At 54.9% G+C, this 24,646-nt stretch carries 24 protein-coding genes; 10 read left to right on the plus strand and 14 right to left on the minus strand.

Annotated elements, in window-relative coordinates; translation table 11 throughout:
- Positions 1-13: 13 nt before the first annotated feature.
- The 10 genes from ACMTNU_RS10520 to ACMTNU_RS10565 all read right to left on the minus strand — a co-directional run bounded on the left by ACMTNU_RS10520 (position 14) and on the right by ACMTNU_RS10565 (position 8,330).
- Positions 14-787 carry a molybdopterin-dependent oxidoreductase gene (locus ACMTNU_RS10520; RefSeq protein ID WP_413935199.1) on the minus strand — a complete coding sequence of 258 codons (774 nt, stop codon included), beginning with the start codon at positions 785-787 and terminating at the stop codon, positions 14-16.
- Positions 788-945: 158 nt separating this feature from the next.
- The gene (locus ACMTNU_RS10525) at positions 946-1,809 is read right to left on the minus strand and encodes a cytochrome b/b6 domain-containing protein (protein WP_413935225.1); all 864 of its coding nucleotides are present in this window, start codon (positions 1,807-1,809) and stop codon (positions 946-948) included.
- A 352-nt stretch (positions 1,810-2,161) separates the two neighbouring features.
- Positions 2,162-2,479 (minus strand): hypothetical protein, encoded by a 318-nt coding sequence (locus tag ACMTNU_RS10530; RefSeq protein WP_413935200.1) that lies wholly within the window; start codon positions 2,477-2,479, stop codon positions 2,162-2,164.
- Positions 2,480-2,534: 55 nt separating this feature from the next.
- Complete coding sequence (locus ACMTNU_RS10535; protein WP_413935201.1) at positions 2,535-2,996, minus strand: YHS domain-containing (seleno)protein; 462 nt, start codon at positions 2,994-2,996, stop codon at positions 2,535-2,537.
- A 96-nt stretch (positions 2,997-3,092) separates the two neighbouring features.
- Positions 3,093-3,374 (minus strand): zf-HC2 domain-containing protein, encoded by a 282-nt coding sequence (locus ACMTNU_RS10540; RefSeq protein ID WP_413935202.1) that lies wholly within the window; start codon positions 3,372-3,374, stop codon positions 3,093-3,095.
- A 181-nt stretch (positions 3,375-3,555) separates the two neighbouring features.
- Positions 3,556-4,269: an RNA polymerase sigma factor gene (locus ACMTNU_RS10545; RefSeq protein WP_413935203.1), complete on the minus strand. Its 714-nt coding sequence runs from the start codon at positions 4,267-4,269 to the stop codon at positions 3,556-3,558.
- Positions 4,266-4,535, minus strand: coding sequence for an STAS domain-containing protein (locus ACMTNU_RS10550; RefSeq protein ID WP_413935204.1), 270 nt, complete (start codon positions 4,533-4,535; stop codon positions 4,266-4,268). Before ACMTNU_RS10550 ends, ACMTNU_RS10545 begins: the two co-directional genes overlap by 4 nt.
- A 289-nt stretch (positions 4,536-4,824) precedes the next feature.
- Positions 4,825-5,670: a hypothetical protein gene (locus ACMTNU_RS10555; RefSeq protein ID WP_413935205.1), complete on the minus strand. Its 846-nt coding sequence runs from the start codon at positions 5,668-5,670 to the stop codon at positions 4,825-4,827.
- A gap of 16 nt (positions 5,671-5,686) precedes the next feature.
- Positions 5,687-7,588, minus strand: a complete 1,902-nt coding sequence (locus ACMTNU_RS10560) for a sigma 54-interacting transcriptional regulator (protein ID WP_413935206.1) — start codon at positions 7,586-7,588, stop codon at positions 5,687-5,689.
- Positions 7,589-7,703: 115 nt separating this feature from the next.
- A complete protein-coding gene (locus ACMTNU_RS10565; RefSeq protein WP_413935207.1) occupies positions 7,704-8,330 on the minus strand; it encodes a hypothetical protein in 627 nt (208 codons plus the stop codon).
- Positions 8,331-8,527: 197 nt separating this feature from the next.
- On the opposite strand from ACMTNU_RS10565, the gene ACMTNU_RS10570 reads away from it, so the two are divergent.
- A complete protein-coding gene (locus ACMTNU_RS10570) occupies positions 8,528-9,634 on the plus strand; it encodes a Rieske 2Fe-2S domain-containing protein (protein WP_413935208.1) in 1,107 nt (368 codons plus the stop codon).
- A 29-nt stretch (positions 9,635-9,663) separates the two neighbouring features.
- On the opposite strand, the gene ACMTNU_RS10575 is transcribed toward ACMTNU_RS10570, so the two are convergent.
- A complete protein-coding gene (locus ACMTNU_RS10575) occupies positions 9,664-10,302 on the minus strand; it encodes a hypothetical protein (protein WP_413935209.1) in 639 nt (212 codons plus the stop codon).
- Positions 10,303-10,547: 245 nt separating this feature from the next.
- Here ACMTNU_RS10575 and ACMTNU_RS10580 point away from each other — a divergent pair, with 245 nt between their 5' ends.
- From ACMTNU_RS10580 to ACMTNU_RS10610, 7 genes are all read left to right on the plus strand, one after another.
- Positions 10,548-11,897, plus strand: a complete 1,350-nt coding sequence (locus ACMTNU_RS10580; RefSeq protein WP_413935210.1) for an NAD(P)/FAD-dependent oxidoreductase — start codon at positions 10,548-10,550, stop codon at positions 11,895-11,897.
- A 175-nt stretch (positions 11,898-12,072) separates the two neighbouring features.
- Positions 12,073-13,302: an NAD(P)/FAD-dependent oxidoreductase gene (locus ACMTNU_RS10585; protein ID WP_413935211.1), complete on the plus strand. Its 1,230-nt coding sequence runs from the start codon at positions 12,073-12,075 to the stop codon at positions 13,300-13,302.
- A gap of 56 nt (positions 13,303-13,358) precedes the next feature.
- A complete protein-coding gene (locus ACMTNU_RS10590) occupies positions 13,359-13,919 on the plus strand; it encodes a lipocalin family protein (protein WP_413935212.1) in 561 nt (186 codons plus the stop codon).
- 110 nt (positions 13,920-14,029) lie between these two features.
- The gene (locus tag ACMTNU_RS10595; protein ID WP_413935213.1) at positions 14,030-14,566 is read left to right on the plus strand and encodes a hypothetical protein; all 537 of its coding nucleotides are present in this window, start codon (positions 14,030-14,032) and stop codon (positions 14,564-14,566) included.
- Positions 14,567-14,772: 206 nt separating this feature from the next.
- Positions 14,773-15,192, plus strand: coding sequence for a peptide-methionine (R)-S-oxide reductase MsrB (msrB, locus tag ACMTNU_RS10600; protein WP_413935214.1), 420 nt, complete (start codon positions 14,773-14,775; stop codon positions 15,190-15,192).
- 147 nt (positions 15,193-15,339) lie between these two features.
- A complete protein-coding gene (locus ACMTNU_RS10605; RefSeq protein ID WP_413935215.1) occupies positions 15,340-16,620 on the plus strand; it encodes a hypothetical protein in 1,281 nt (426 codons plus the stop codon).
- Between the two features lie 36 nt (positions 16,621-16,656).
- On the plus strand, positions 16,657-17,571 hold the full coding sequence (locus tag ACMTNU_RS10610) for an NAD(P)-dependent oxidoreductase (RefSeq protein ID WP_413935216.1): 915 nt from the start codon (positions 16,657-16,659) through the stop codon (positions 17,569-17,571).
- Between the two features lie 95 nt (positions 17,572-17,666).
- Here ACMTNU_RS10610 and ACMTNU_RS10615 read toward each other — a convergent pair whose 3' ends face one another.
- The gene (locus tag ACMTNU_RS10615; protein WP_413935217.1) at positions 17,667-18,242 is read right to left on the minus strand and encodes a DsbA family protein; all 576 of its coding nucleotides are present in this window, start codon (positions 18,240-18,242) and stop codon (positions 17,667-17,669) included.
- 76 nt (positions 18,243-18,318) lie between these two features.
- Positions 18,319-20,238 carry a response regulator gene (locus ACMTNU_RS10620; RefSeq protein ID WP_413935218.1) on the minus strand — a complete coding sequence of 640 codons (1,920 nt, stop codon included), beginning with the start codon at positions 20,236-20,238 and terminating at the stop codon, positions 18,319-18,321.
- Between the two features lie 222 nt (positions 20,239-20,460).
- On the opposite strand from ACMTNU_RS10620, the gene ACMTNU_RS10625 reads away from it, so the two are divergent.
- Both ACMTNU_RS10625 and ACMTNU_RS10630 read left to right on the plus strand, forming a co-directional pair.
- Positions 20,461-20,814: a flagellar basal body rod protein FlgC gene (locus ACMTNU_RS10625; protein ID WP_413935219.1), complete on the plus strand. Its 354-nt coding sequence runs from the start codon at positions 20,461-20,463 to the stop codon at positions 20,812-20,814.
- Between the two features lie 131 nt (positions 20,815-20,945).
- Positions 20,946-23,120, plus strand: a complete 2,175-nt coding sequence (locus ACMTNU_RS10630) for a B12-binding domain-containing radical SAM protein (RefSeq protein WP_413935220.1) — start codon at positions 20,946-20,948, stop codon at positions 23,118-23,120.
- A 118-nt stretch (positions 23,121-23,238) separates the two neighbouring features.
- Here the strand turns inward: ACMTNU_RS10630 and ACMTNU_RS10635 are convergent, their stop codons facing one another.
- Positions 23,239-24,558 carry a hypothetical protein gene (locus ACMTNU_RS10635; RefSeq protein WP_413935221.1) on the minus strand — a complete coding sequence of 440 codons (1,320 nt, stop codon included), beginning with the start codon at positions 24,556-24,558 and terminating at the stop codon, positions 23,239-23,241.
- Between the last annotated feature and the right edge of the window lie 88 nt (positions 24,559-24,646).

Below are 24,646 nucleotides of genomic sequence, written 5' to 3' on the forward strand. Positions count from 1 at the left end.
CGGATGCAGCGGTCTAAATGCCGGCGTACCACTCATACCCTTGATCCTCCCAATAGCCGCCTTTTCCCCCACCGATACCGGCTAGAAACTCAACCAGTTCAATCTTCATGACGTACTTGGCCTGTTTGTACCCAAGCTGGCGCTCAAACCGCAGCCGCAGGGGCGCGCCGTGTGGAATATCCAATGCCACGTCATTGAGCTCGTAGGCCAAGATCGTCTGGGGATGATAACAATCGGCCACCGCCATACTCTCGTAATAGGCAATCCCTTCGTCGTCCACGTCAGCACAGTGAAATACCGCATACCGCGCATTTGGCAGTGGCTCGACCTGGTGCATCAAGTCTCCGATTGGCACACCGGTCCATTTGCCGATAGCACTCCAGCCCTCTACGCAATCATGACGCGTGATCTGTGTGCGCGCAGGCAGTTCTTTCAATGCGGCCAGCGACCAACTTCTCGGCGACTTGACCAGGCCGACTATTTCCAGCGTCCATTCAGAAAAATTCCGTGCGACATGCTCGGCGTACAGTTCTGTCCCTGGATCGGTATTGCCGTTCGCCGGGAAGACGGTCGAGATGTCGGCCTCGCCATATTCTTTGGCCAGGGCCTCGCGCGGAGTCACCGCCCGTTGCACGATTTCCGTCACCCGTTCTGCCTTACTGAGAATATTGGGAAACCAACTGCTCTGCGAGAGATTGTCACAACCGGACAGTACGACCACACTCGCTGCCCCGACGGTCCCCTTCAGGAACTGTCGCCGCCTCATTGATTGTTGTTGTGGAATCATATTGCCTCCGTAATCAGTGGTAGGTGTGGGAGCTTCTGGTATCATGGATCGAGTTTCATGTTTCATGTTTAACGTTTCAAGTTATACAGGAGTTACACTTCTCAGACCTGAAGCCTGAAAGATGAAACCTGAAACTATTGACCGTGCCGCTTCACGCTTCACGAATGACGCTTCACATGTTCAACGATGAACCATCCTGTAATCATCGAACGGATGTTGTTGAAGAACCCGGTCACGATCACCTGGACCACATGAATCAGAATGAACCCGACGAATGCAAAACAGGTGATGAAGTGGATCGTCCTGGCAGCCTGACGCCCACCCAATACCGTCAAGAGCCAGGGAACTGCGGTGTCGATCGTCGGCGACATCGCGAGACCGGTCAGCACGATCAACGGCCCCAGAAGGAACAACACCGTGGCGTAGGCCAATTTTTGCAGCACGTTGTACCGCCTGGCTTCTTCACCGATTGGGTGCCTGAAGACCAGGTGCTCCTTAAGAGACTTCCCGATGCTGCGCCAATCCCTGCCGGTTGGAGCCAGATCACGTGTGACATGGCGGCTCGCGACGGCATAGGCGGTAAAAATCAACCCGTTGATCACGAAGAGCCAGGCAAAAAGCAGATGCCATTGCCGCCCCATCGCAAGCCATTTGGCGCTCGGAATCGTCGCCCAAGCGGGAAAGGCGCGGCGCATCCCATCGGAGTAACCGAGCACACCAGTCGTGTCGAACTGATGACCTAGAATAGTCGTGATACCTTTGACATCACCACTCTCCGTTGCCATAGGCCTAATCGACAGTAAAGCTTGATCACGATCAGAACGATCTCCCCAATAGAGTACCGGATGCGCATTGAAGATCTGCAGTCCGCTCATAATGAGGATGATTAGGAATGGGACATTGAGCCAGTGACTGACCCGAACCGGCAGCCGATGGCGATAGACCCGTTCGATCGCACAGGGAGTCGCAACTGTGGTGGGACTCACTGTCGACAAGCCTTCAAATGCGGGCAGCGCTGCCATCAGCTTCGGGGCGGCTTCCTGACTGACCACTGCATCCGACTGAATGCGTACCGCCATGATTCCACCTCCCCTTCTTGATGGACAACCTAGCGTTGTGTCGGAGATGCAGATGGTTTCTTACAGCCGAGCGTGATGTGTCAAGCGTCGTTCGTGAAGCGGTCGAGACGATGGGTTTCGAGTTTCTGATTCCAAGGTGCGGGTTGGAGATGGTTGTCTCCTGCATCACATGGAACGTGAAACCTGGAACCCCGTCATCGGCACTTTTTTCTAACCAACTTCCAGAAACAACAAGGCCCGCGGTTGGGTTATCCAACCGCAGGCCTTGGAGGTAGGACTGTGTGGAGCTTTGTAGTTAGTATCCCATTGCTCCCTTGAGATTGCCCTTCATAGCATCCTTGCTGGCCTTCATGTCCTCCTTCATGGCATCTTTCGAAGCCTTCATGGAGTCCATTTTGCCCTTCATCTCCCCTTTCATCTCATCTTTCATCACGCCGGGCTTGCCTTTCATGGCATCCATGTTTGCCTTCATGTCGCCCTTCATCGAGTCCATATCGTGCTTCATCTCACCCTTCATCTCGTTGGCCATCGATCCCATCTCACCGGCCAATGACATCGTCCCGACACACATCAGACCGACAACTGCTGCCACTGTGATCATCGTCGTCTTCATTGAAAACCTCCTGATAGTGAATGATGGATTGACCTCATGAACACACAACATCCGATTAGTCCCGCACCTTCGTCTGCTTCTGTACCTCCGGCCAGTTGGTATTGGCCTGTTGGATATACCCCGGAACATCCGACAGCCATCGCGTCCGGACCGTCTCACTATAATTGAGATAAAGTGTATCATGGACCACGCTGAAGGCCTCTGGATCGATCTTGGCCTTATACCCTTTTGCCATCCCATAGGCGCAGTAGCCGCCATATTGCGGGGCATACTTGGCCGGATCAGCAGCAAAGGCCTCACGATGCAAGGCTGACGCAAAGAGAAAGGTTGAGCCCAGAAATTCAGCATGAAACTCCGGCAATCCCTTCACTGGTTTCTGCTCAGTCACATAGGCCACGGGATCGTAGCCATCGATCGCCAGACCGTTCCGTTCAAAGAACGCTCCAGCAGTTGCATTGCCTACAGACAGAATGATTCCGCATACCGCCAACGAGAGAGTTTGTCCGTATCGCTTCATACATGTCATCCATAAGAATTCAGTATGTCACGTCGATCCCAGCGAGACTCTACCCAATCCACAGAGAGACAGCGTACATCTTTCAATCGGGAATACTCAGCTACCGGAGCGTACACGGCTTGCGCGAGTAACAAAGGCCTCCCGCAGGCGATCCATATTCTTGGGGTTCTCCTCAGCCTGGGGTAGTAACCCCACAGTCTTTCTCACCGTCGCAATCTGCTTCACATAGGTCTCACAGCCGGCACACATCGCCAAGTGCAGAACGATCTGTCGTTTGCGTTCATCACCGATATGCTCGTCTAAATAAGCTGACGCCCACTGCACAACCTCCTGACAGGTGATCTCTGGGACAATCCCCGGTCCCTCTTCCTGTGCCATCGTTAGGACCCTCCCTATGCTCTAGAACTGTGTCGGTCCTGGCGGGGTTTTCTTACAAGGCACCTGATTATCCCCCCGTCAAGAGTTTCAGGTTTCAAGTTCAACGTCTCAAGTTATGCAGAGACCGAAAGTCTCAGACCTGAAACTTGAAACATGAAACGTGAAACCGTGAACCACGACGCTATCCTGCCAAATACGTCTCCACTGCCTGCCGCACCCGCTCCCGAGCCCGATGGAGCCTGACGTACAGATTGGTTTCAGAAATCTTCAAGATCTCGCAGACTTCTTTTGCATCGACTCCCTCAACATCGCGAAGGATCAACACATCCTTCAAGGTCTTCGGCAACGCCTCAATCGCCTTGTTCAAGGCATTCACGGCCTGTTGGGAGACGAGAAGCTTCTCCGGTGTTTGATCGTCCCAGGGCTGCGGAGGAAACGCCCAATGGCCGGCCCATTCACCAGACTGATGAAAACGCGACGGATCGACCGCTTCCTCGCCCTCATCATCCACCGACTCAAAGGACGAGAAATTGACGTGGCGCTTCTCCCGTACCCCTCGATCTTTCGCTTTGTGGATCATGATGCCGAAAATCCACGTTCGCAATGACGATCGTCCTTCGAAACGATCCAAACCTTCGATGACCGCCATCCACGTGTCTTGAACGACTTCTTCCGCCACTTCTCGATCAGCCACGTGACCCATGGCCATTCGGATTAACGCACTATGGTGACGCGTCACCAGCTCAGCAAACGCTCCTTCGTCCCCCTGCGTGAGTCGTGCAAGGAGTGCACTGTCCCTGTTCTCCTGAGCAGAAGTCTGACGTAACACTGCTGTTGGATCTGCACCGATTAGATAACTCGTGGACTTAGTAGCCTGACTGGTATCAACATTCATGACCGACCTCCAATGTGGAGCAGCTCCGTCATCAGGGCTGGAGCACTCATAAGGGTGACATGTGAATGGGGAAATGCGTTCAGGACTTCGACTCCACGACCATCGATATAGTCGACATGGGAACAATCCAAGAACACCGATTTCTGCTGCCGGAGATAGGCACGGCACTCTCCATCGAGTAGTGCTGCCCATTGCTCCGTGATTTTTCCTTCCAGCTTGATGAGGACATCTCCCTGACTTTCCTGAATGACTGTGATCTTCAACATCGCTACGCCTCCTCTGATCAACGTGATGCCAGCCTATTGAGCAACCACGGTGCCAGAGTGCGATGAGATGAGAACGGTCACCTAAACTGTTGATCAATGGAGGTTGTTCGGCGCGAGCCGCAGAAAAGACAAAGACTCAACCGAGAGAGAATTCCCAATATATTAGGAACATCTCAATTAGTTGGGAACAACACTTGGGACTATGTGCCGTAACGGAGGGGAAAAACAGTGGATGACTGTAAGAGAGTAGCCGCCCAAGAAACGTGGTGCCAGGTTTCCAAGTAAGACGCTATTTCTTCCCGACCTCACCTAGGCCTGATGACCCCAGCAGCTTCGCGATGACTTCAGCTGGTTGTCGGTCCCCCTTGACGATGGCAGTCACGAGGCGTGGTTTTGTGCCGATCCCGCCGCTCTCTTTGAACGACGGAAGTTTCTGTCCAAAGATGAGCACCATTTCTTTTTGACTGTTCACGAAGGCCGTAGGGACACCAGAGATCTGTAGGGGCTCCTTGGAGTCCGTTTGTGCGGATTCTTCCCACGTTCCGATGGTGACGGTGACAAGAGTATTGATGCGGTCAGCATCGTACTCTTTGTTGATAGCCGCGACTTCCGGAGCCACTCGTTCGTTGTGGGCTTTCCAAACCGCATTGGCCTTTTCAGAAAACGGTTTGGCTTCAGCACGTAAGCGTGCTGCCTCATCCGGATTGGTCTTTATAGCTCCGCGCGCTTTGTATTCAAGATCGCGCGCCTGCGCTTGGTATCCATGCACTTCCTTTTCCTCCTCTGGCGTCCACGCCATGGCCTTCCTAATCTTGGCATCTCGCTCACGATCTTTCTCGCTGTGGCGTTTCGATTCTACATCCCAGAAATATTCCCCATACCACCCCGGCATAGGATCCAATCCCTTGCATACGTCTTTCGGCGCAGCCGGTTTTATCTTGGCCATGGGATCCCTCAACGTCCAGCCTGCTGGGGTAGGAGGCAATGCGGCTCTGATGGCCTGTTGGAGCGAGAGGTATACCTGTTGTTCCGATTCGCCGACTGGGCGGACGCCTTCGGGGCAATCGGCGTAGGCGCTGCCGACGACGCCAAGGGCTGACAAGATCATCATTACACAGATCGTAGATCGTCTCATGCTGGTTTCTCCAAGATTAGCTTGGCCTGACAACGCCAAGTTTCTTCATGCGAGCTTCAAGCGTAGTAGGCTTCAAACCGAGAATGGCTGCCGCACCTTTATCACCGCTGACACGCCAATTCGTCTGTTCAAGGATGTCGAGGATATGCTGCCGTTCCATTTCTTCGAGCGTGAATGCTTTGCCGTTCCTGGACTTACTGGCCGGAGGCGTCAACCAGTCGATGGATGCAAGTTCAGACCCCTCGCTCAGTATGACGGCCCGCTCGATGACGTGCTCCAGTTCACGAATATTCCCCGGCCACTGGTAGCGTTGTAAGGTAGCCATCATCCGTTCAGGTATCCGGTCGATCTTCTTTCCTAACCTCATCGCGTGCTTGCGTACGAAATACTGCACAAGCAACGGCACGTCGTCCTCACGCTCTCGCAGTGCCGGGAGATGGATTGGAAAGACATTCAAACGATAATAGAGATCAGGACGGTATTGGCCTGTTTTGGAGAGTTGTTCAAGATTCCGATTCGTCGCCGCGATGATACGCGCATCCACCTTGAAAGTCTGCGTTCCTCCCACTCGCTCGAACTCGCCCTCCTGCAAGACACGGAGGAGTTTGGATTGCAGATCGAGCGGCAAATCCCCGATCTCGTCCAGGAAGATCGTCCCCTTATCCGCCACCTCGAAACGACCCAGTTTTCTCGTGAGTGCGCCGGTGAACGCACCTTTCTCATGACCGAACAACTCACTTTCAACCAAGCCAGCTGGAATGGCTGCGCAATTCACCTTGACCAACGGCTGCTGCTTTCGAGAGCTCAGATTATGGATGGCTCTCGCGATTAGCTCTTTGCCGGTTCCTGTCTCGCCCGTAATCAGCACGGTCGAATCGGTCGGCGCCACACGCTCAACGTTTTTAAGCACTTTCTTGAGCGAGTGAGCTGATCCGATAATCTCTTCGAAGTTATGGTTGCCCTTGATTTCTTCCTGCAAATAAACCGCCTGGGCCTCCAACCTCGCCTTGTCCTGCTCCATCATCACCTGCTCGGTAATGTCGATGAACATGGTACGCGTAAACGTGCCGCTCAAATCAGGACGGGACCACCAACGAATCCAGAGGGGTTGGCCATCATTCTTCCGTCTCAACTCCAACACAACGCCGCTTGTGTCAACACCCTCGCCAACGGCGTCGAAGGCTTCCTTCAGCCGTCGTTGTGCATCCGGCGTATCCGGAATGAACGACTTCCCGTACAGCCCTTTGACTTGTTCCGGCGTAATACCCAGCGTCCTCAGCGCGGTCTTGTTGGCACGAATAAATTTGGAGTCGAGGCCTTCATTAACATAGGCGATCGGAGCCTCATCGAAGAGATCGCGTAGCTGCGCCTCGTTTTCCCTCACGACGGCTTCCATTCGAAGCCGCTCCAACTCTGCGGCTGCTCTCATGACAAAGATTCCAAGAATCGACGTCACACGGACGGCGTCCGGCATCGGCTTCGTATCCATGACAGCCAAATGTCCGACAACTTGATCGCTTGAGTTCACGATGGGAACGCCACAGTAGCTTTCAACACTCGTGTCTTGGATCAGCTGCACGTGGGGATAGTGGTGGCGGAGGGCATCCGGATGATGGACGCATTTCTTCGTCAACACAGTCTCACACGGACCTTGGGCCGGCACATCGAACGGCGGTAACTCCTGCCCCTTCCCCCATCCTGCTTTCGAAACAAACCGACGCTGTTTCTCATTGAACTCAGAAATATAGGCGTAGTCCACACCAAGGGTAGTCGCCAAATGCCGGACAAGAGAAGGAAAGAACTGCTCACCGACTTGCGCGCCTATTCCCTCTAGGACTTGGCGGAGCAGCGCCTCCGTTTCCAACGCGTCACCGGCAGGAAGAAACACTCTGGATTCAGGATTCGCAGGTACTGTCATACTTCTGTAAGACGACAGGATAGCCGTAGAATTAGGCTTGTGGCAGGAGTCTAGCACTGGAAGGGAAAAGGTGGCAATGTGGGAAGGTCTGCAGGAGTTGGTTCATCGGCCTCGCCTAGAAGTCTGCGTGAATGTTCGGGCTATTAGGAGCCTTGAGGTTCACTTGGCCTTTGGAAGGAGAGCTCTCAGGAATGCGGAACCGCTGTTTGATGGCCGTTACTATTTGCTTCGCTTCAGCCTCGTCGAGGCCTGCGCCGAATCGGCAGGTTCTCTCACCGTGGTCGAACGAAATCACCCCGCCCCCAACTCCCCATAATTGGAAGCTGGACGAAAACGCCAGCGGACTGGATCCAACTGATCCAATGCGAAGATCACGCATCTGAATGAAGTTGTACTCCTTGTCAAACCCGAATCCTCCGACATCGCGTCGTATTTTGAACGTTTGGCCGCGCACGGTGAGCATCTCTTTGCCCATCAGCTGCCACAGCCACGCATAAAGCGCGACCACTCCACCGACAGTCCAGACCCCGAACCAGGCCAACATGAACAATTCTCCCTCCGGCGGGCTATCACCCTTCAGAAACTGGTTCGCGACCATCACTTCCGCCACCGCCCAACCACAGAGCCAGAACGCCAAAAAGCAAATCACGAACCAGCTTCGGCGACAAGGCATGACGATGCGCAGCCCCTCCGCAGTATCCGCAATGGAGATTCGAGGTTCAGTGGGTTGTCGCTTGGCCATGAGGCTCTCCTCCTACGGTAAGCGACATTATGACACGAATGTTTGACTGGTCGCACATGCTCGTGAATGTCCAGGTGAATGCCTCCATAACCGGGGTCGTCAGAACCTTGACTCAGCCCTGCGATGGTCGTAGCCTCCATCCAGACCTGTTTGAGCGACGATGCACGATACACCACTACAGGCCCAGGGAGTCTCCAATGTCTGATACGCAATGGACGGATGTCGGATCGGTCGAAGAGCTCAAGCAGAAATCGTTACAAGAGGTCAACTGTGGGAAGACACGCATCGCCCTCACCTATCAACACGAGAGGTTTGCGGCAATCTCGGGCATCTGCAATCATGTAGGTGGACCACTCGGTACGGGTACTCTTGACGGTGACTATGTCGTCTGTCCTTGGCACTACTGGAAGTTCCACCGCGAGACAGGACACGGTGAGGTGGGATATGAGCAGGATCGCGTACCGACCTATGCAACCAAGATAGAAAACGGCCGGCTGTACGTCGACCTGGCCTCTGCCACAAAACGCACAAAGCAACCACATCAGCCTCATTCCCTAGCCCGCCCTGTCATTCGCCAAGCAGGCCCGGTGCGCGTTGTCGGGATCTCTACCACCGCAATGACGGTCGACCATCCACGCTACAGCACGTCGGATGCGTTGCTCGATATCGCATTGGACTATGCGCAACGCACGCTCCAGCTAGAAACCCAATCCATTAGGTTGCGCGACCTGAACTTTCGTGCCTGTGAGGGGTTCTACTCCAAAGCCGCGCAGGCCTGTACATGGCCCTGCTCAATTACACAGATGGATCCCACCGACGAATTGGATCGCGTGTACGAGGCCATCGTGCATTGGGCCGACGTGATTCTGCTCTCGACGCCGATTCGGTGGGGCAATGCCAGCAGTCTCTACTTCAAGCTGGTTGAGAGGATGAACTGTATCCAGAATCAGGAGACGATTGCAAAGAAACATCTTCTGAAGCACAAAGTGGCGGCCTTTATCATCATGGGTGGGCAAGACAACGTGCAAGGTGTGGCAGGACAATTGATGACGTTCTGGGCCGAGGTTGGCTGCCAATTTCCACAGTTTCCCTTTATCGCCCATTCACGGGGATGGAGCGCGGAGGACATGGAGCGGAACATCTGTGAAGTCCAGAACAGCCGTGAACTGCGTGAGGCTGCACAACAACTGGTGGCTCGTGCCGTGGATATGGCAACACTAATGGTGGGAGGACAGGTACCGGAGCATCCTCTTGCCGGTGGTGGACGCAAAGCACACAAACTGGATAGTGAGCCGACTGGATAGTATTTTTGCAGTAGGTACGATACGGCTCACTAGTGAGCAGGAATGGTCGGTCTGATCTGTTGCAGGATGACTTGTTTGACCTGCTTTGCGAAGCGCTTGGAGACTTCGAGGTTCCGTTGAGCATGACCGGACTCTGATACGGTATAGACAGCCGGTGGCGTCTGTGACGTGATCGTAGCTTCAAACACAACCGCCAACATCTTGACAGGCTTCCCGGTTTTTCGATCGATCCCGTAAGCCTCCTTCAATGACACCTTCGGCAAGACCTCAACATCTGCCCCAGCCGACAGATGGGGCTTCAATAACCCTGACCGTTCCTGATCTCGCTCGATGAGTTTAATCATGGGGTCTGCGACGAACTCACTCCGAATCTGTTCTGCCACTGCTCCTTTGGCTCGCTCGGCCTTCTGCATCTGTTCGTCTAATTCAGCTGGCGCTAGATCCACATAGATGGGTTCGTTCGACTGGCGTCTCGACCCATTGTTTGACTGGGCAAGTCGTTCATTTGTCTTGAGATTGAGCTCCCCAGCCACTTCTTGCGACGCAACTTGCCGCTTGGCCATCGGATCATTGGCATCATAGTAGTTACTCAAACATCCCCCGCTCATGAGCACGACGACGACAGACCATATAAATCTCATCATCCGCAAACAAGTACGGATAGCCATAAGGAGGACTCCTTGCTTCTCGCCCATAATAGAACGCGAGGCTTCAATCCATCCAAGTAAGTGTAGCAGGATCACCCATGATGCCAAGACAGAGAGCCGTACTATCCATCGAGCTCAAGGAATTGCCACAGCAGCCGATGAAGTAACGAGCAGCCCCCTACGCAGGCCGTGGAGAACCATTCACCCCTGCTTCTTTCATCAGAATGCCCTCGCACCTCCCCTGATTCATGTGAGGACACGAACCGGTGGATACACCTGCCCGTCTCGCTCACCCCATGACTCGGAAGCGCGTGGTCATCATCGGGGGTGGGTTTGGAGGGATGACAGCAGCACGGTGCTTGCGTGATGTCGATGTCATCCTGATCGACCGCACCAATCACCATGTCTTCCAGCCGTTGCTCTATCAAGTAGCCACGGCTTCGTTGTCACCCGTGGATATCGCCTGGCCATTACGAACAGTGTTTCGTTCACAACCCAACGTGCGGATCGTCATGGATGAGGTCCTGTCCATCGATCGCACCACGCACGTAGTCCGCCTCCGTCACAGCACACCCATCACGTTCGACACCCTCATCGTCACGCCGGGATCACGCCACACGTATTTCGGACACAACGAGTGGGAATCGTTCGCACCTGGACTGAAGACCCTGGGGGATGCGGTTGAATTACGGAAGCGCATCCTCCTCGCGTTTGAAGAGGCAGAACGGCAGAGGGCCGACACCGGTACTCAAAGTCGCCTCAGCTTCGTCATCGTGGGAGGTGGCCCCACAGGTGTTGAGCTTGCCGGCTTACTACTCGATGTCGGAAGAAAGACCATAGGGCCAGACTATCCACACCTGCGTGTAGAAGATCTTTCCATTACACTTGTGGAAGCCGGCTCACGCATTCTCTCCGAGCTTGACCCGAAGCTGTCCACGAAGACTCTTGCCGCACTTCACCGAATGGGAGTGACCGTCAAACTCAATACACCTGTGACTGCCGTTCGCGCCGGCGGGGTCATGCTCGGTGACGAATGGATCGCGTCCACCAATGTACTCTGGGCGGCCGGCACAAAGGCCTCCCCGCTCTTACGTACTCTTGGGGTGGATCAGGATCACTGTGGACGGATCAAGGTTCAACCGGATTTGACCATCCCGCAGGACCCATGGATCTTCGTGATCGGCGATGCTGCGCACTGTCTTGACCATAATGGTACACCACTCCCCGGCATTGCTCCCGTTGCTATCAGCGAGGGGCGGTATGTTGCTACGTTGATTAATGAGGATTTACGACCAGCACACCGCTTACCATTTACCTACCAGGGCTGTGGCAGGATGGTCACAATCGGGTGGGCCCAGGCCGCAGCTCAACTCGGACCGTTCCATACATCGGGTCGCATAGCTTGGTCTCTCTGGTATGTCGCTCACATCTTCTTCCTCATCGGCATCAGACAGCCTGTCCGAGTGATATGTAAATGGGTCTGGAACTACCTCACCTGTAAACGAGGAGCAAGATTGCTGTGTGAACAACCGGCTATTCGGCAGAAGAGGTCGTCGAACAACCGGGTCGGTAAAATGACCAATGATGATCACAAGTCTTTGCGTCGAGCAGCTTAACCTCAGGAATCGTCCTCTCAGCTCACGACGATTTTTTTCCAATATCCACGTTCCCTCCTGCGCGAATATTTCCAGTAAACCATTCGGCAAGCCTCAGGAGAAGCCATTTGATTGACTCGGCCCCAACGATATGCAACGCTGATTCCGGCGAAGGACAGAACCGGGGCGGAAGAGGATGGCCCAGACACGCGTTGTCATCATCGGAGGAGGATTCGGCGGATTGACCGCTGCTCGCGCCCTACGCCATGCCGATGTCATCCTCATCGACCGCACGAATCACCACGTCTTTCAACCTCTCCTCTATCAAGTGGCAACAGCCGCTTTGTCTCCGAGCGATATCGCCTGGCCTCTCCGTACCGTCTTTCGCGCGCAGCAGAACGTGCGCGTGGTGATGGATGACGTGGTCGCGATTGACCGAACCGCCCGGGTGGTTCTCCTGAGGGACAGCGCACCGATACGCTTTGATACCTTGGTTGTAGCGCCAGGTTCCCAGCATGCCTACTTCGGGCACGACGACTGGGAACCGTTTGCGCCAGGGCTGAAAACCATGCGCGATGCCGTCCAGCTCCGTGAACGAATGTTGCTCGCATTTGAGCAAGCGGAACAGCGGAGAGCCGAGACCGGCGCGCAGGATCGTCTCACCTTCGTCATCGTTGGAGGAGGACCCACCGGCGTCGAGATAGCCGGCGCACTGGCTGAAATTGGACGAAAGGCTATGGGACCAGACTATCCGCACCTTCGCCTCGATGATCTGTCCATCCTCCTCGTAGAGGCAGGACCTCGCATTCTGCCAGGTTTCGACCCGACGCTCTCGACAAAAGCAGTGACGGCTCTCTTACGCAAAGGCGTCACGGTCAGACTCAATAGCCCGGTGCAAGCGATCCATGCTGAAGGCCTAACGATCGCAGGCGAGTGGATTCACTCGACCAATGTGATTTGGGCAGCGGGCAACAAAGCCTCACCTCTCTTGGATACACTCCAAGGGCCACAGGATTCCAACGGCCGCGTCAAAGTCCGAGCGGATCTGACGCTCCCAGACGATCCCTGGATCTTCGTCATCGGTGATGCTGCCCATTATCAAGGAGATGACGGAACGCCCTTGCCAGGCATCGCACCAGTAGCCATACAACAAGGCCGATATGTGGCCGCCCTGATCAATCAACATCTCCCTCCGGCAGCACGATCATCATTTATGTATACAGACCACGGAATGTTGGCCACGATCGGTCGCGCCCAAGCTGTGGCACAACTGGGGTCGATCCATGCCACAGGACTTCTAGCCTGGGTGCTCTGGTGCTTTGTCCACATTTTCTTCCTCATCGGTTTCCGAAATCGCTTTCGTGTGATGTCGGAATGGGTCTGGTACTATCTCACCTTCAAACCAGGGGCGAGGGTCCTCTATTGAAGCGCCACAGAACTCTCCCCATAATAATACAGTACGCTCTCTACCTGGAGTCTACCGTGAGGATTGTCTCCCTTCTTATTCTGACCAGCTGCTCCTTAATCATTGCAACAAGTTGTGCCCCGATCGAGCCGAAACAGTCACTTCAGACCGCCTCCTCAGTGGATCTATCTCGATACGCCGGAATGTGGTATGAGATCGCTCGGCTCCCCATGTGGTTCCAACGACACTGTATTGATTCACGAGCAGCGTATACGATCCGTCAGGATGGCAACGTGGGTGTGCACAACGAATGTCTCACCGACCGTGGGACTGTGGACCAGGCCGACGGCGTTGCAACGGTTGTAGATCACACCAGCAATGCCAAACTGATGGTGACCTTCGACAACTTCTTCGCACGGCTCGTTGGCCCATCACGGGAAGGGAACTACTGGATCCTCGAACTCGACCCCAACTACACTGCAGCCATGGTCGGCACCCCTGACCGCCGTTATCTTTGGATTCTGTCGCGCACACCACAACTCGATGACGCCATCTATCAACAGCTCGTGGCCAACGCTCAACGGCTCGGCTTCCCTGTCGTCGATCTCATCAAGGCGACCTCGCTTCGGGCAAAATAAACCACCCACTCCCCCCCTCTTTGCCCACTGTTGACAGGCACCGCTCCGGCGGGTAGGGTTTCTCCTCCCTCATCTCAGAGACCGAGACCCGAAGCACCATGGACGTTCTCATGTTCCTCACTCTGTTCCTCGTCCTCATTGTCATCATCGGTACGGGTGTCGCGTGGCTCCGTCGAATCAGTCGGACAACTAAAGAGCGGTATCACCAGCATGTCCCTGCCGTTCGCATCACCAACTTGTCAACCTTGAAAGCCGAAGACACGATTACCTTCACGCCGGAGTTAGAAAATACGGGACCAGGAGTAGCCTATGACTTCCTCCTTCAGCTCAGTGGATGGGATGGTACTTTTTCCGTCAAAGCCTTCCACCCCCAAGGCCCTCGCTATCAGACACACTCCGTCCCGATCGTCCTTGGCCCGAACGCGCCGATCCGCACAAAGCTGTTGAGCCGGTGTTACTTGCGATTGGCCTATCGCGACTGCTGGGAACAGCGATATGAATGTTGGTATCCTGTATCCCAAATCTCGAACGTAAGCAGCCGCCTTTACACCATCCACATCAATCTCAGTGAACCGGAGTTCACGGAGCCTCATCCATCCGTCAGCACCATGTGGAAGTTGCTTCGCAGGAATCCTGCCTATCAGTAACAACCAAGTTGGTTGGTCGCCCTCACTCCAAGTCGTTGATCTCATTTCTTCTACACCGCATGTTGGGCACTTGCATTCCAGGCCTGTGCCTCGTACCATTTTCGAGCATTGTTCCACACCTGCGGGGCTTCGATACGTCTGATGTAAGACAACGACGTCCCACTCGACTCTAAAGCAGTGAGCACAGCATACAAAGGAGATATTCAATGCCGCCTAAACTACAGATTGATCCCATCGTAAAGGTCACCAAGACGGACGAGGAATGGAAGCGACAACTTTCCACCACAGCCTATCGGGTCTTACGACATGAAGATACGGAGCGAGCATTCGTCAACCCCCTGCACGAGAATCACCAGGCCGGCACGTACTACTGCGCAGGGTGCGACCTCCCACTGTTTTCGTCTACGCATAAGTTCGATAGCGGGACCGGCTGGCCGAGTTTTTGGCAACCGATCGATCCTCGAGTCGTAGAAACTCGAACAGACTTTGCACTCTTTATCCCTCGGACAGAGGTCCACTGTGCCCGATGCGAAGGCCACCAGGGACATGTTTTTAAGGATGGCCCCAAACCCACAGGCCTCCGATACTGTATCAACGGAGCGGCACTCACATTCTTGGCCGATTAAGCTCCAACGGTTTTCACGCGCCCGCATGACCGGGCCCTACGTAGGACGCACAGGGAGGCGTCCCACACTCCCAGTGTACCCCCCTGGCACTTGTGATCCGGTTCGCGGTACAATTCCCCACCAAATTATGACCGAGTTCAGAGTGTAATGCTCCGCTCCATACGATCCTATACGTGGCTTCTCCTTCCCCTCGTTCTACTCTCCTGTGGAAAGGTCGGGAGTCTGTTCGGCTCGACCACCGACCCCTGCGCACTGGTCACTGTCGAAGAGGCTCAACAGGCGCTTGGGGAGCCAGTAGAAGAAGGGACACCGTCTGAACCCAAAACATGCCTCTTCAAGGCCCATCGGAGTGATGGCAATACTGTCACCGTTCAACTCCATGAGAGCTCCGGTCAGGACCGGCGGGCTTGGTTCAACAAGGAGCGACTTCGGCGTGACAGTCGGCTGATCCCAGGCCTTGGTGAGGGAGCGGTCAGAATCGATTCAGCCTCTCTCTCCCGCCTGACATTTCTGCACGAGGATGAGCTGATCACCGTGATCGTCGCCTCGACAAAACAGAAGCACCTCGCTGACGCCGTCACCCGGTTGAGTCGGGCGGTTGCCGAGCGGTATGGTGCCACACTGACCGCGACCATTCCCTCTACGGTCACCAGCCCCACTGCGGAACAGAATTCACACCAGGAGGCCGGCTCTCGCGTAGCCCCCGTGACACTCACCCAAATACGTCCGGCTCCTGAGGCTCTTCAGGACGGACCCAAGAAATCCACGTCCATTGATCCAACGAACCTGATCGGGAGCTGGCATACTCGCGTCTCACGTGGCACGACACAGCATGACCTCCTGCTGGTCATCAAACCGAACTTGGAATGGTCGCTCTCGTCGATGATGGAATTTGATGGTATCTTGAATGCCGAATCCGGCTTGTGGTCCCTCGAACGAGCGAACACATTCAAAGGTCTCGGATGGAAAGGAACCTATCGAATCACCGCACCGAATGCATTTGCCACGACCGGAAGTGTTCAGGCGAATTGGAAGCGGCTCGTAACCGATCAGAACCCTGCACGCATTCCGGCTGAACTCTGGAACCTCCGGCGGGAAGCGACGAGTGTGCCTGTCTTCCAACTCAGGACCGTTGACCCTGACCTCATCGGGCAATGGGAAGGCTCCGGCACCTATGCCGGCGGTCCTGCCACCTTTGTGTGGGCCATCCAGCCATCGGCAGCGACAGATTTATTAATCGTGGACAGTCTCAAAGGAACCGTTCAATTGAAGGACGGACTTCCTCAACTGCACCCGGCACAGAAAAAGCAACAACGTGTGAGCGTGATCGCCTTCAACGATCATGGATTTACCACCACGGACGGAAAAACCAACCTCAAATGGAATAAACTGCAACAACCACAATCCACAGAAACCCGTCAGCTCTAGCAATGACGACCATCGATCATGCCAGGATTACCTCGTATGACTGAACCAACTGAGTATATTGGCTTCGTCGGGATCGGCCGGATGGGTGCCAATATGGCCCGTTGTCTCCATGAACGCGGCTTCCATCTGACATCGGTCTACGATCTCCATTCCGCAGCCGCCGTTGACCTGGCGAATGAACTTCGTGTCTACCCGGCACAGACACCGGCTGAGGTTGCCGACCGCTCATCCGTCATCATCACAGTGGTGTCAGATGATACGGCGATGCATGCGATCTTCTCTGCAACCGACCAAACCAGTCTCTTCGGCAACGCTCGAGGTCGTCTCTTTGTCAATTGCGCCACCCTCTCTCCCAGGACCCATCAAGATATTGATGGTTTGGTCACGGAGCGAGGGGGACTCTGCCTTGAAGCCTGCATGGCAGGAAGTATCACTCAGGCTAGGAAAGGCACCCTATACCTCATGTGCGGAGGCAAGCGCGAGGCTTTTGCTCGTGCAGAGAGCATCCTTGGCAAGCTCGCAACGACAGTCCGCTACATCGGTCCAGCCGGTGAAGCGGCAAAGATCAAGGCCCTGGTGAATATGGTGATGAACAGCAATACCGCTGCATTGGCGGAAGGACTTGGGCTCGGAGCGGCGCTTGGAATCGACCTCACCCTCCTGCGCGACGTGTTTAGTCAAACAGGTGCCGCGTCACGAGTCTTGGAAACGGACGGAGAAGACATGCAACAACGTGCGCACGACTGTTACTTTTCTGCTGCCCATGCCGCAAAGGACTCCGCCATCGCCCTCAACTTGGCTAAGAATCTCGGCCTTTCGCTCCCCGTGGCAGAAGCAACCCTTGCTCAATATCAACGGTTGATCGTACAGGGAAAAGGTGAGCTCGATAAATCTGCAGTTGCCGAGCTAACTTTCGTTGATCGTCTTGGATCCTCACCTACACATGGCTGATCGCAATACCCTGCTCTGTGGAATCAATTTGGATGGATCATTGGAAAATCCGTGGGAACAGGACAGGAAGAGCTGTCGTCTAGGTCAATGAATCTCTAGACTTGAAAGAACTGCCTGACATGCTCGACCGGCACACAACCGACGAGCAAGTCACCATCCGACGACACAAGGAGTGGCACTCCGTTTTGACCAGTCGCATGCCAGGCGGTTTCCCATTTCTGAGCAAGCACCTGGTTCTGCCCATCACCCTTCTCCACGACATGCTCCCCTGCCAATTCCTTCAATACCACCGGATCAGAAATGTCTCGCCCCTCGCACCAGAAAGCTCGGTACGTTCGCCGAACAAAATCCATCCCCACCCGTGGTTCCTTTTGTAAGAGCATGATCGCTTGTTCAATCGCCGGAAGCGTATTCGGTTTTCCAGGTGGTAACGCAATCGGCAATCCTGGAGCCAGCCGCTGCACCATCGTCACTTCATGTCGAAGCTCCGCACCTAATGAGCCGCTCCACGGCTTCATGGGACGCGGCAACTGCGGTGCATGCTGGACTCCGCGCCACTCGCAACGGTCGATCACACCGACATCATGCAGTCTTTCGTGCAGGGCGTAACAGAACGGACAGTTAAAGTCACTATAGAGGATCACGCGATCAGCTGGAGAATAAGGGACCATACACGCCACTCTACCGAACTGGCGAGCGAGAATCTACCTCCTTTTACCTGCCGTGGAAGCGCACTGTGATTGGGAGCTAAGTGGAGGGCTGTCGTAACAATTCCTGAAGACCAGCCCGTAGGGCCGGCAGCGTGAGCGGCTTGGTCACCACCTTGTCCATACCAGCCTGGCGACACTTCTGAGCATCTTCGTCGGAGGCATGACCGGTAAGCGCCATGATCGGGAGATGATTGAGTGCCCCTTCCTCACGACGGCGAATTTCGCGTGTCGCTTCATACCCATCCATTTCGGGCATCTCACAATCCATCAAAACAATATCATATGCAGTTCGCGTAATAGCCTCTACCGCTTCCCGTCCTGTACGCGCCACTTCGACCTGGTAGCCTAACTTTTGCAAGAACTTGCAGGCTACAACTTGATTGATTTCGTTGTCATCCGCGACCAATACCCGCTTCGAGATCCCCTGCTCACTGAAAGCGGATTGATCCGTCCCGACTGATAATGTACTGGCCTCCCGATGGATCGCCGGAAGTAGATTAGTGGTGTAGCTGAAGGTGCTGCCTTCGCCGAACCGGCTTGAGACCGAGATGGTTCCTCCCATCAGTTCGACAAGCTGGTGACAAATCATGAGGCCAAGCCCGGTCCCGCCGAATCTTCTTGCGGTGGACGCCTCGGCCTGGGCATAGGCCTTAAACAATTGAGCCTGTTGTTCAGTCGTTAACCCGATACCCGTATCACGGACACTCCATTGCAACACCACCGTGTCCGTGTTTTCAGACAGCCTGGGTTTCACAGCGACGGCAATCGTAACGCCTCCCTGTTGTGTGAACTTGATCGCATTCCCCACAAGATTGAACAGGATCTGCCTCAACCTGATTGGATCACCACGAAACTCCTCCGGCACGTCCGATTCAATCTCCACGGCAACAGTCAGACCTTTCTGAGCAGCCAACCCATCCGTTAAGGTGGTGACATCTTGAATGAGTCCTCGCAGATTGACATTGGCCACCTCTAAGGTCATCTTCCCGGCCTCAATTTTTGAAAAATCCAGAATATCGTTGACCAATGTCAGTAACGCTTCCGCGGAGCGATGCATCGTCTCGATAAGCTCTCGTTGTTGGTCGGTTAACGAGGTATCTTGAAGGAGCTGCGTGCATCCCAGCACACCATTCATGGGCGTCCGCAACTCATGACTCATGGTTGCAAGAAAGATCCCCTTCGCCCGTGCCGATTCCTCCGCCGCTTCCTTGGCACGACGCAACGCGACATCCGAGGTAATATCGAGCCCATATGCACGGATCAGTTCAAGATCTCGGAGGGGAAAAAACGACCACGCGATGACACGATCCCCCACAAGATGTTCAACCCGAGGCAAAGACACACCAGTAGAGAGACACTCCTGAAGCATGGCCGGAAGATGTTCTGGAAACATCACCTCAATCCCGGCATCGAGCAGCCCACACCGTCCCATCAAATTCAACATGCCTGTGTTGGCATAGAGCATGGCACCCGTCGCATCAAACTCTACGATAGGGTTGGGCGCATCCTCGGCCAGTCGTGCCGCTCGTTGCACATCACGTTGAACTTCCATCGCATCGGTCAAGTCACGAACGATCACGACGCCTCCGACAAACACTCCCTGTTGTACTCGAGGCCAGAAGGAGAGTGACAGCTCAAATTGAGTTCCATCCTCGCGAGTCCATATATGAGAAGGAATCACAACGAGCTCTCCGGTACTTCTCATTCTGGTGAACGGGCATTCTGAAGTAGTGCCCTCCCCTACGGCGAGACAGCCCATTAAGTCGTGAAACCCTATCCCGATCGCCGTGCGTGTTCGTCCGACCAATTGCTGTGCCTCGCCATTCAGCAGCCCAATACGATTGTCATGGTCGAGGAAGAAGATAGCCTCAGGGACCGCTTCCCACAAGAAGCGAGCATCATCACCGGTCAGGACGTTCAGTGGTCCGTTCCCAGAATTCGAGGGAGCACTATTCATGGAATCCGTCATAGGTATGCGCGAGAGACCTTCGAACCTCCATTCTATCGGCAGAACCGGAGATCCCCTAAAGTCTCACTAGCCGTCATCTCTAGCCCATAGTGTTCGTTTCTGTGGATTGATACCGATTGCATGACCGCATGCTCCTTCGCGTAAAGTTTTGCTCGTACCCTCCGATAAGTCACACGACGGGGCATACTAGAATCGCCAAGGGAGGTGTCTATGATATCCGCCATACACACCGCGCTCTCGAGCCTGACCGCCTTTGGGAAACAGATCGAAGTCGTGGCGCACAATGTCGCCAACCTCAACACCGACGGTTTCAAGAAATCCCGAACAGAGTTTGTGGAAGTCCAGACCGGAGGAGTCCTTCCCGTGGTTCAGAAAGACCATGCAGCGGGCCCAACGGTGCTACGAGATACAGGCGGGAATCAGTTCCCCGTCGAGCTTTCCAATGTTGATCTTGGTGAGGAGACCGTACACCAGATGCTGGCTCAACGAAGCTTTGAAGCCAATCTTCAGACTATCAAGACTGGTAATGCGTTGCTCGGCAGCGTCCTCGACATCAAGAAGTAGGGCCACATCGGCCTTCTATATCGAGTGGTGCTGCCGGAGCGGTCAGAGCTGAGACATCACCCGGCTCTTCCTCAATTGGAATATTTCTTCGGACATAGCATTTTTCTCTCCCACTGTGCTATGTCCGGCTCATGACACCTCAACGTGTGCTGTTAGTCATTCCTCCCTTAACCCAGTTGAATACTCCCTATCCATCCATCACCTATCTGACCGGATTTCTTCAGTCACGTGGGATTCAGGCGGAACAGGCAGACCTCGGCATTGAAGTGGTGCTCCGACTTTTCAGTACCGACGGCTTACGATCCGTGTTCAAAGAGCTGCACAACAACAGGAGCATCCTTCCAAAAGAAGCCGTCCAAATGATGAAGGCCGAACATCGCTACCTGGAACTGATCGGACCGGTCATCACCTTCTTGCAAGGCCGGAGTCCGAACCTCGCCGATCGCTTCATGCAACCTGGCGTGCTACCCCAAGGACCACGGTTTCGTGGTCGGCGGACATTTCCTCGCTCGGTGTCAATCAGCGACCGAGCCAAACAATGGGCCACATTCTTTCTCGAAGACCTCGCCGATCTCGTGCAAGCCACCATTACTCCTCACTTCGGTTTGAGCCGGTATGCCGAGCATATCGGGCGCAGCGCGTCATCCTTTGATCAAATCGCCACCGCGCTGGCGGCGCCGCAGAGCCTGATAGATGAGTGGCTACGGGATCTCTTCTGGAATCATTTTTACCGAACTCGACCGACGCTCGTCGGCCTATCGATCCCCTTTCCAGGCAATCTCTATGGTGCGTTCCTCATCGCACAGTCGATTAAGGAACAGTATCCTGATCTGCCTGTTGTCATTGGTGGTGGTTACGTGAACACCGAGCTCCGTCGAGTGACTGATCCCCGAGTATTCGACTATGTGGACTTCATCACACTGGACAACGGGGAGCGGCCGCTCCTGTCGTTGATTGAATATCTGTCTGGACTTCGGCACCGACGAGCGTTGTATCGCACAATGTTTCGTGAGCAGGATCGCGTGGTGTATGCCGATGATTCCGGTCTCAGTGATTTCTCGATGGACGACATTGGGTGTCCGACCTACCAAGGCCTGGCGCTGGATCGGTATCTGACCATTCTCGATAGCACCAACCCCATGCATCGCCTGTGGTCGGAGGGTCACTGGAACAAACTCACCGTGGCACACGGGTGTTATTGGAAGCAATGCACGTTTTGCGACGTGGGGTTGAACTACATCAGTCGCTACGAAATGACGCCGACTGAACGACTCATTCAGCAAATCCAGCAGCTCGTGGCCGAAACAGGGTGCCGAGGCTTCCACTTTGTGGATGAAGCGGCTCCACCAGCGGCTCTCAAAGCACTGGCCCTGAGCCTCTTGGAACGACAAATCACCATCCGCTGGTGGGGGAACATCCGCTTTGAACCGGCCTTCTCGCCTGACCTCTGCCGACTCCTGGCTGCATCTGGATGTATCGCCGTCACCGCCGGACTCGAAGCCGCTTCAGACCGGCTTCTAGACAAAATGAAGAAGGGAATTACCGTTGATCAGACCGCGCTGGTTGCGGCAGGGTTTAAAAAGGCCGGAATCATGATCCATGCCTATCTGATGTATGGCTGTCCCTCAGAAACCGTTCAGGAAACCATTGATTCTCTTGAACGTATCCGCCAACTTCTCGCCGCCGATTTGATTCAGTCGGCCTTTTGGCACCGGTTCACTGTCACCGCCCATAGCCCGATTGGTCTGGATCCCGAGGCACATGGCCTCCACATTCTCGGACCCATGCATCACGGGTTTGCAGAAAATGACCGTGAACACGAGGACCGTTGCGGTGAAACACCAGCGTGGCTTGGCGAAGGACTCCGACGATCGCTCCTCAACTACCTTGAACGGCGCGGGCTCGACCTCGATGTTCGTTTCTGGTTCGACGAAAAGGTTCCGCGCCCTAGGGTTTCTTCAAAATGGCTCGCAGGCCTGCTCACCAAACAACATATCGATGATGGTATAACCAGAGAACGTCGATTGGTTTGGCTCGGTGGAAATGTGACGAGTGAGTCTGTCGGAAGGCGCTCACGACTCATTCTCCGAGGAACTCACCATGACCAGATCCTCATGCTCCCGACTTCGCAAGTCCAATGGCTGATGCAATTGCTCTCCGATGCGACTCCACAACAGCCATGTCAGACCTATCCACACATTCACGACCTGGAGAAAAGCTTTCCCGGAACGGCATCAGGTTACAACCGGTTTCTCGCTTCTCCGGCTTGGAAACGGGTCAGATCAACCGGATTGGTGCTCGTCTAGTCGATTTCAAGCAGAATACACGGCAAGCTCGATCGAGAGGGAGGAATAACAAGGGCCGGAACCCATGAATCAGATTCCGGCCCTCATCTACAACCAACCGCTTAACTTAGGAAAGTGACTAGTACTGCAGCTGCAAGGCGACGTGGAAGGAATCCACCTTATCGCCCGTCGTACTGGGGGCGTAGCCCCCGGCAAACCCCTTCGTATTGATGTCCCCATACCGGTAAAAGGCCGAGACCCGGGCATTATGCCCCGAGATCACATAGTTCACCCCGGTCTCCCACTCCTGCCGCATCGCGCTGTACCGTGGGTCGATGCTCGTGAACCGCACATACGGCTGGAATCGGCCAATCCCCACTTCCTGGGGAATCAGATACAAGCCGTACACCGTCCACGAATGCCCATTGAACGTGCAGAAGCAGCTATTAAACCCGCCCACGTTCGTGAATGCCCCCGCGCCATAGTTGGCCCAGTGCCGCTTAAATTCCCCGTTGAACGTGAACACGCCCATGTTATTCGGCAGCACTTTTTCAATCAACACATCGACGGACGCCCCGGTGAAATCCGACACATTCCCCGTTGCCGTATTCCCCGCCCCATCCTTTTGGTGCTGCACGCTGGCCCCGATCGCCGCCACATCGCCGGCCGTGCCATAGTACGTCCCGGACGTGTAATAGCCAGGATTCGGCTCATCATTCAAGAAGTTCCACTGCAACCGTCCGGTATACATCAGACTGCTGCCGGTGTTGGGCCCCCCGCGCAACCCCTGCGACACACTGACCACATACAACAGATGCGTGCCGCCCGGATGCACCTTGCCCCAGAAGGTCGCCGCATTATCACGGCCATAGAGACCGGCACCGCCCCCCAGTGCACTCACTCCGTTGAAGTTGGCACTCGCATCCGCCGGGAAGAACGGCGTGCGAAAGCCATCGAACGTGGCATGGTAGAACGGCCCGTTCAACTCCCCGCGCTCACTCGGCAGCAACATGCGTCCGACCCAGAGGTTCACCATCTCATTGAACTCGAACTTGCCGATCGCATCAAGCAAGCCGATCGAGGAGTTCCCGCCGAAGTTCTGCGAGGTGGTGGTCAGCGACGCATTGCCGAAGGCCCCGGCCCCGCCGCCCACGGCACAGTTAAAACAGTCCGTATTGAACTCGAACTTGATGTACTTGTGGATTTGCCCATTGACGTAAATCCGAGCATTGTTGATCGTAAAATCGTTCGTGTAATGCCCGGCTGGCGAGGCCCCTTCGATGGAATTGAAGCTGGTCCGGATCCCCATCCCCACCGAAATCCACTTGTCCTCATCCGCCTTGATCATGCCACCAGCAAAGGCACTGGGCACCGTGGATCCCATTCCAGCCACCAGTGCCGCCATGGCCCCGGCAACGAAACACTTCTTCCACAACCTTGCCAGATCTTTCCTCATCATGGTAGCCCTCCTGTGATTGTGCACTAGGAAACCCTACACCGTGAGATGCTGCCGGACCATGTCGGCGTTGAGCTCGGTGCTCTTGCCC

The sequence above is a fragment of the Nitrospira sp. BLG_1 genome (assembly GCF_047338595.1).
In the GTDB taxonomy this organism is placed as follows: Bacteria; Nitrospirota; Nitrospiria; order Nitrospirales; family Nitrospiraceae; genus Nitrospira_D.

What these genes read in the sequence shown, in the direction of transcription:
- ACMTNU_RS10525 (WP_413935225.1), bottom strand. Translation starts at nt 1,809, where the DNA reads ATGGCAGCGCTGCCCGCATTTGAAGGCTTGTCGACAGTGAGTCCCACC.
- ACMTNU_RS10635 (WP_413935221.1), bottom strand. Translation starts at nt 24,558, where the DNA reads ATGATGAGGAAAGATCTGGCAAGGTTGTGGAAGAAGTGTTTCGTTGCC.
- ACMTNU_RS10550 (WP_413935204.1), bottom strand. Translation starts at nt 4,535, where the DNA reads ATGTTGAAGATCACAGTCATTCAGGAAAGTCAGGGAGATGTCCTCATC.
- ACMTNU_RS10615 (WP_413935217.1), bottom strand. Translation starts at nt 18,242, where the DNA reads ATGGTCCCTTATTCTCCAGCTGATCGCGTGATCCTCTATAGTGACTTT.
- ACMTNU_RS10545 (WP_413935203.1), bottom strand. Translation starts at nt 4,269, where the DNA reads ATGAATGTTGATACCAGTCAGGCTACTAAGTCCACGAGTTATCTAATC.
- ACMTNU_RS10605 (WP_413935215.1), top strand. Translation starts at nt 15,340, where the DNA reads ATGCTCCGCTCCATACGATCCTATACGTGGCTTCTCCTTCCCCTCGTT.
- ACMTNU_RS10585 (WP_413935211.1), top strand. Translation starts at nt 12,073, where the DNA reads ATGGCCCAGACACGCGTTGTCATCATCGGAGGAGGATTCGGCGGATTG.
- ACMTNU_RS10520 (WP_413935199.1), bottom strand. Translation starts at nt 787, where the DNA reads ATGATTCCACAACAACAATCAATGAGGCGGCGACAGTTCCTGAAGGGG.
- ACMTNU_RS10555 (WP_413935205.1), bottom strand. Translation starts at nt 5,670, where the DNA reads ATGAGACGATCTACGATCTGTGTAATGATGATCTTGTCAGCCCTTGGC.
- ACMTNU_RS10535 (WP_413935201.1), bottom strand. Translation starts at nt 2,996, where the DNA reads ATGAAGCGATACGGACAAACTCTCTCGTTGGCGGTATGCGGAATCATT.
- ACMTNU_RS10540 (WP_413935202.1), bottom strand. Translation starts at nt 3,374, where the DNA reads ATGGCACAGGAAGAGGGACCGGGGATTGTCCCAGAGATCACCTGTCAG.
- ACMTNU_RS10570 (WP_413935208.1), top strand. Translation starts at nt 8,528, where the DNA reads ATGTCTGATACGCAATGGACGGATGTCGGATCGGTCGAAGAGCTCAAG.
- msrB (WP_413935214.1), top strand. Translation starts at nt 14,773, where the DNA reads ATGCCGCCTAAACTACAGATTGATCCCATCGTAAAGGTCACCAAGACG.
- ACMTNU_RS10560 (WP_413935206.1), bottom strand. Translation starts at nt 7,588, where the DNA reads ATGACAGTACCTGCGAATCCTGAATCCAGAGTGTTTCTTCCTGCCGGT.
- ACMTNU_RS10575 (WP_413935209.1), bottom strand. Translation starts at nt 10,302, where the DNA reads ATGGCTATCCGTACTTGTTTGCGGATGATGAGATTTATATGGTCTGTC.
- ACMTNU_RS10595 (WP_413935213.1), top strand. Translation starts at nt 14,030, where the DNA reads ATGTTCCTCACTCTGTTCCTCGTCCTCATTGTCATCATCGGTACGGGT.
- ACMTNU_RS10625 (WP_413935219.1), top strand. Translation starts at nt 20,461, where the DNA reads ATGATATCCGCCATACACACCGCGCTCTCGAGCCTGACCGCCTTTGGG.
- ACMTNU_RS10610 (WP_413935216.1), top strand. Translation starts at nt 16,657, where the DNA reads ATGACTGAACCAACTGAGTATATTGGCTTCGTCGGGATCGGCCGGATG.
- ACMTNU_RS10620 (WP_413935218.1), bottom strand. Translation starts at nt 20,238, where the DNA reads ATGAATAGTGCTCCCTCGAATTCTGGGAACGGACCACTGAACGTCCTG.
- ACMTNU_RS10565 (WP_413935207.1), bottom strand. Translation starts at nt 8,330, where the DNA reads ATGGCCAAGCGACAACCCACTGAACCTCGAATCTCCATTGCGGATACT.
- ACMTNU_RS10530 (WP_413935200.1), bottom strand. Translation starts at nt 2,479, where the DNA reads ATGAAGACGACGATGATCACAGTGGCAGCAGTTGTCGGTCTGATGTGT.
- ACMTNU_RS10630 (WP_413935220.1), top strand. Translation starts at nt 20,946, where the DNA reads ATGACACCTCAACGTGTGCTGTTAGTCATTCCTCCCTTAACCCAGTTG.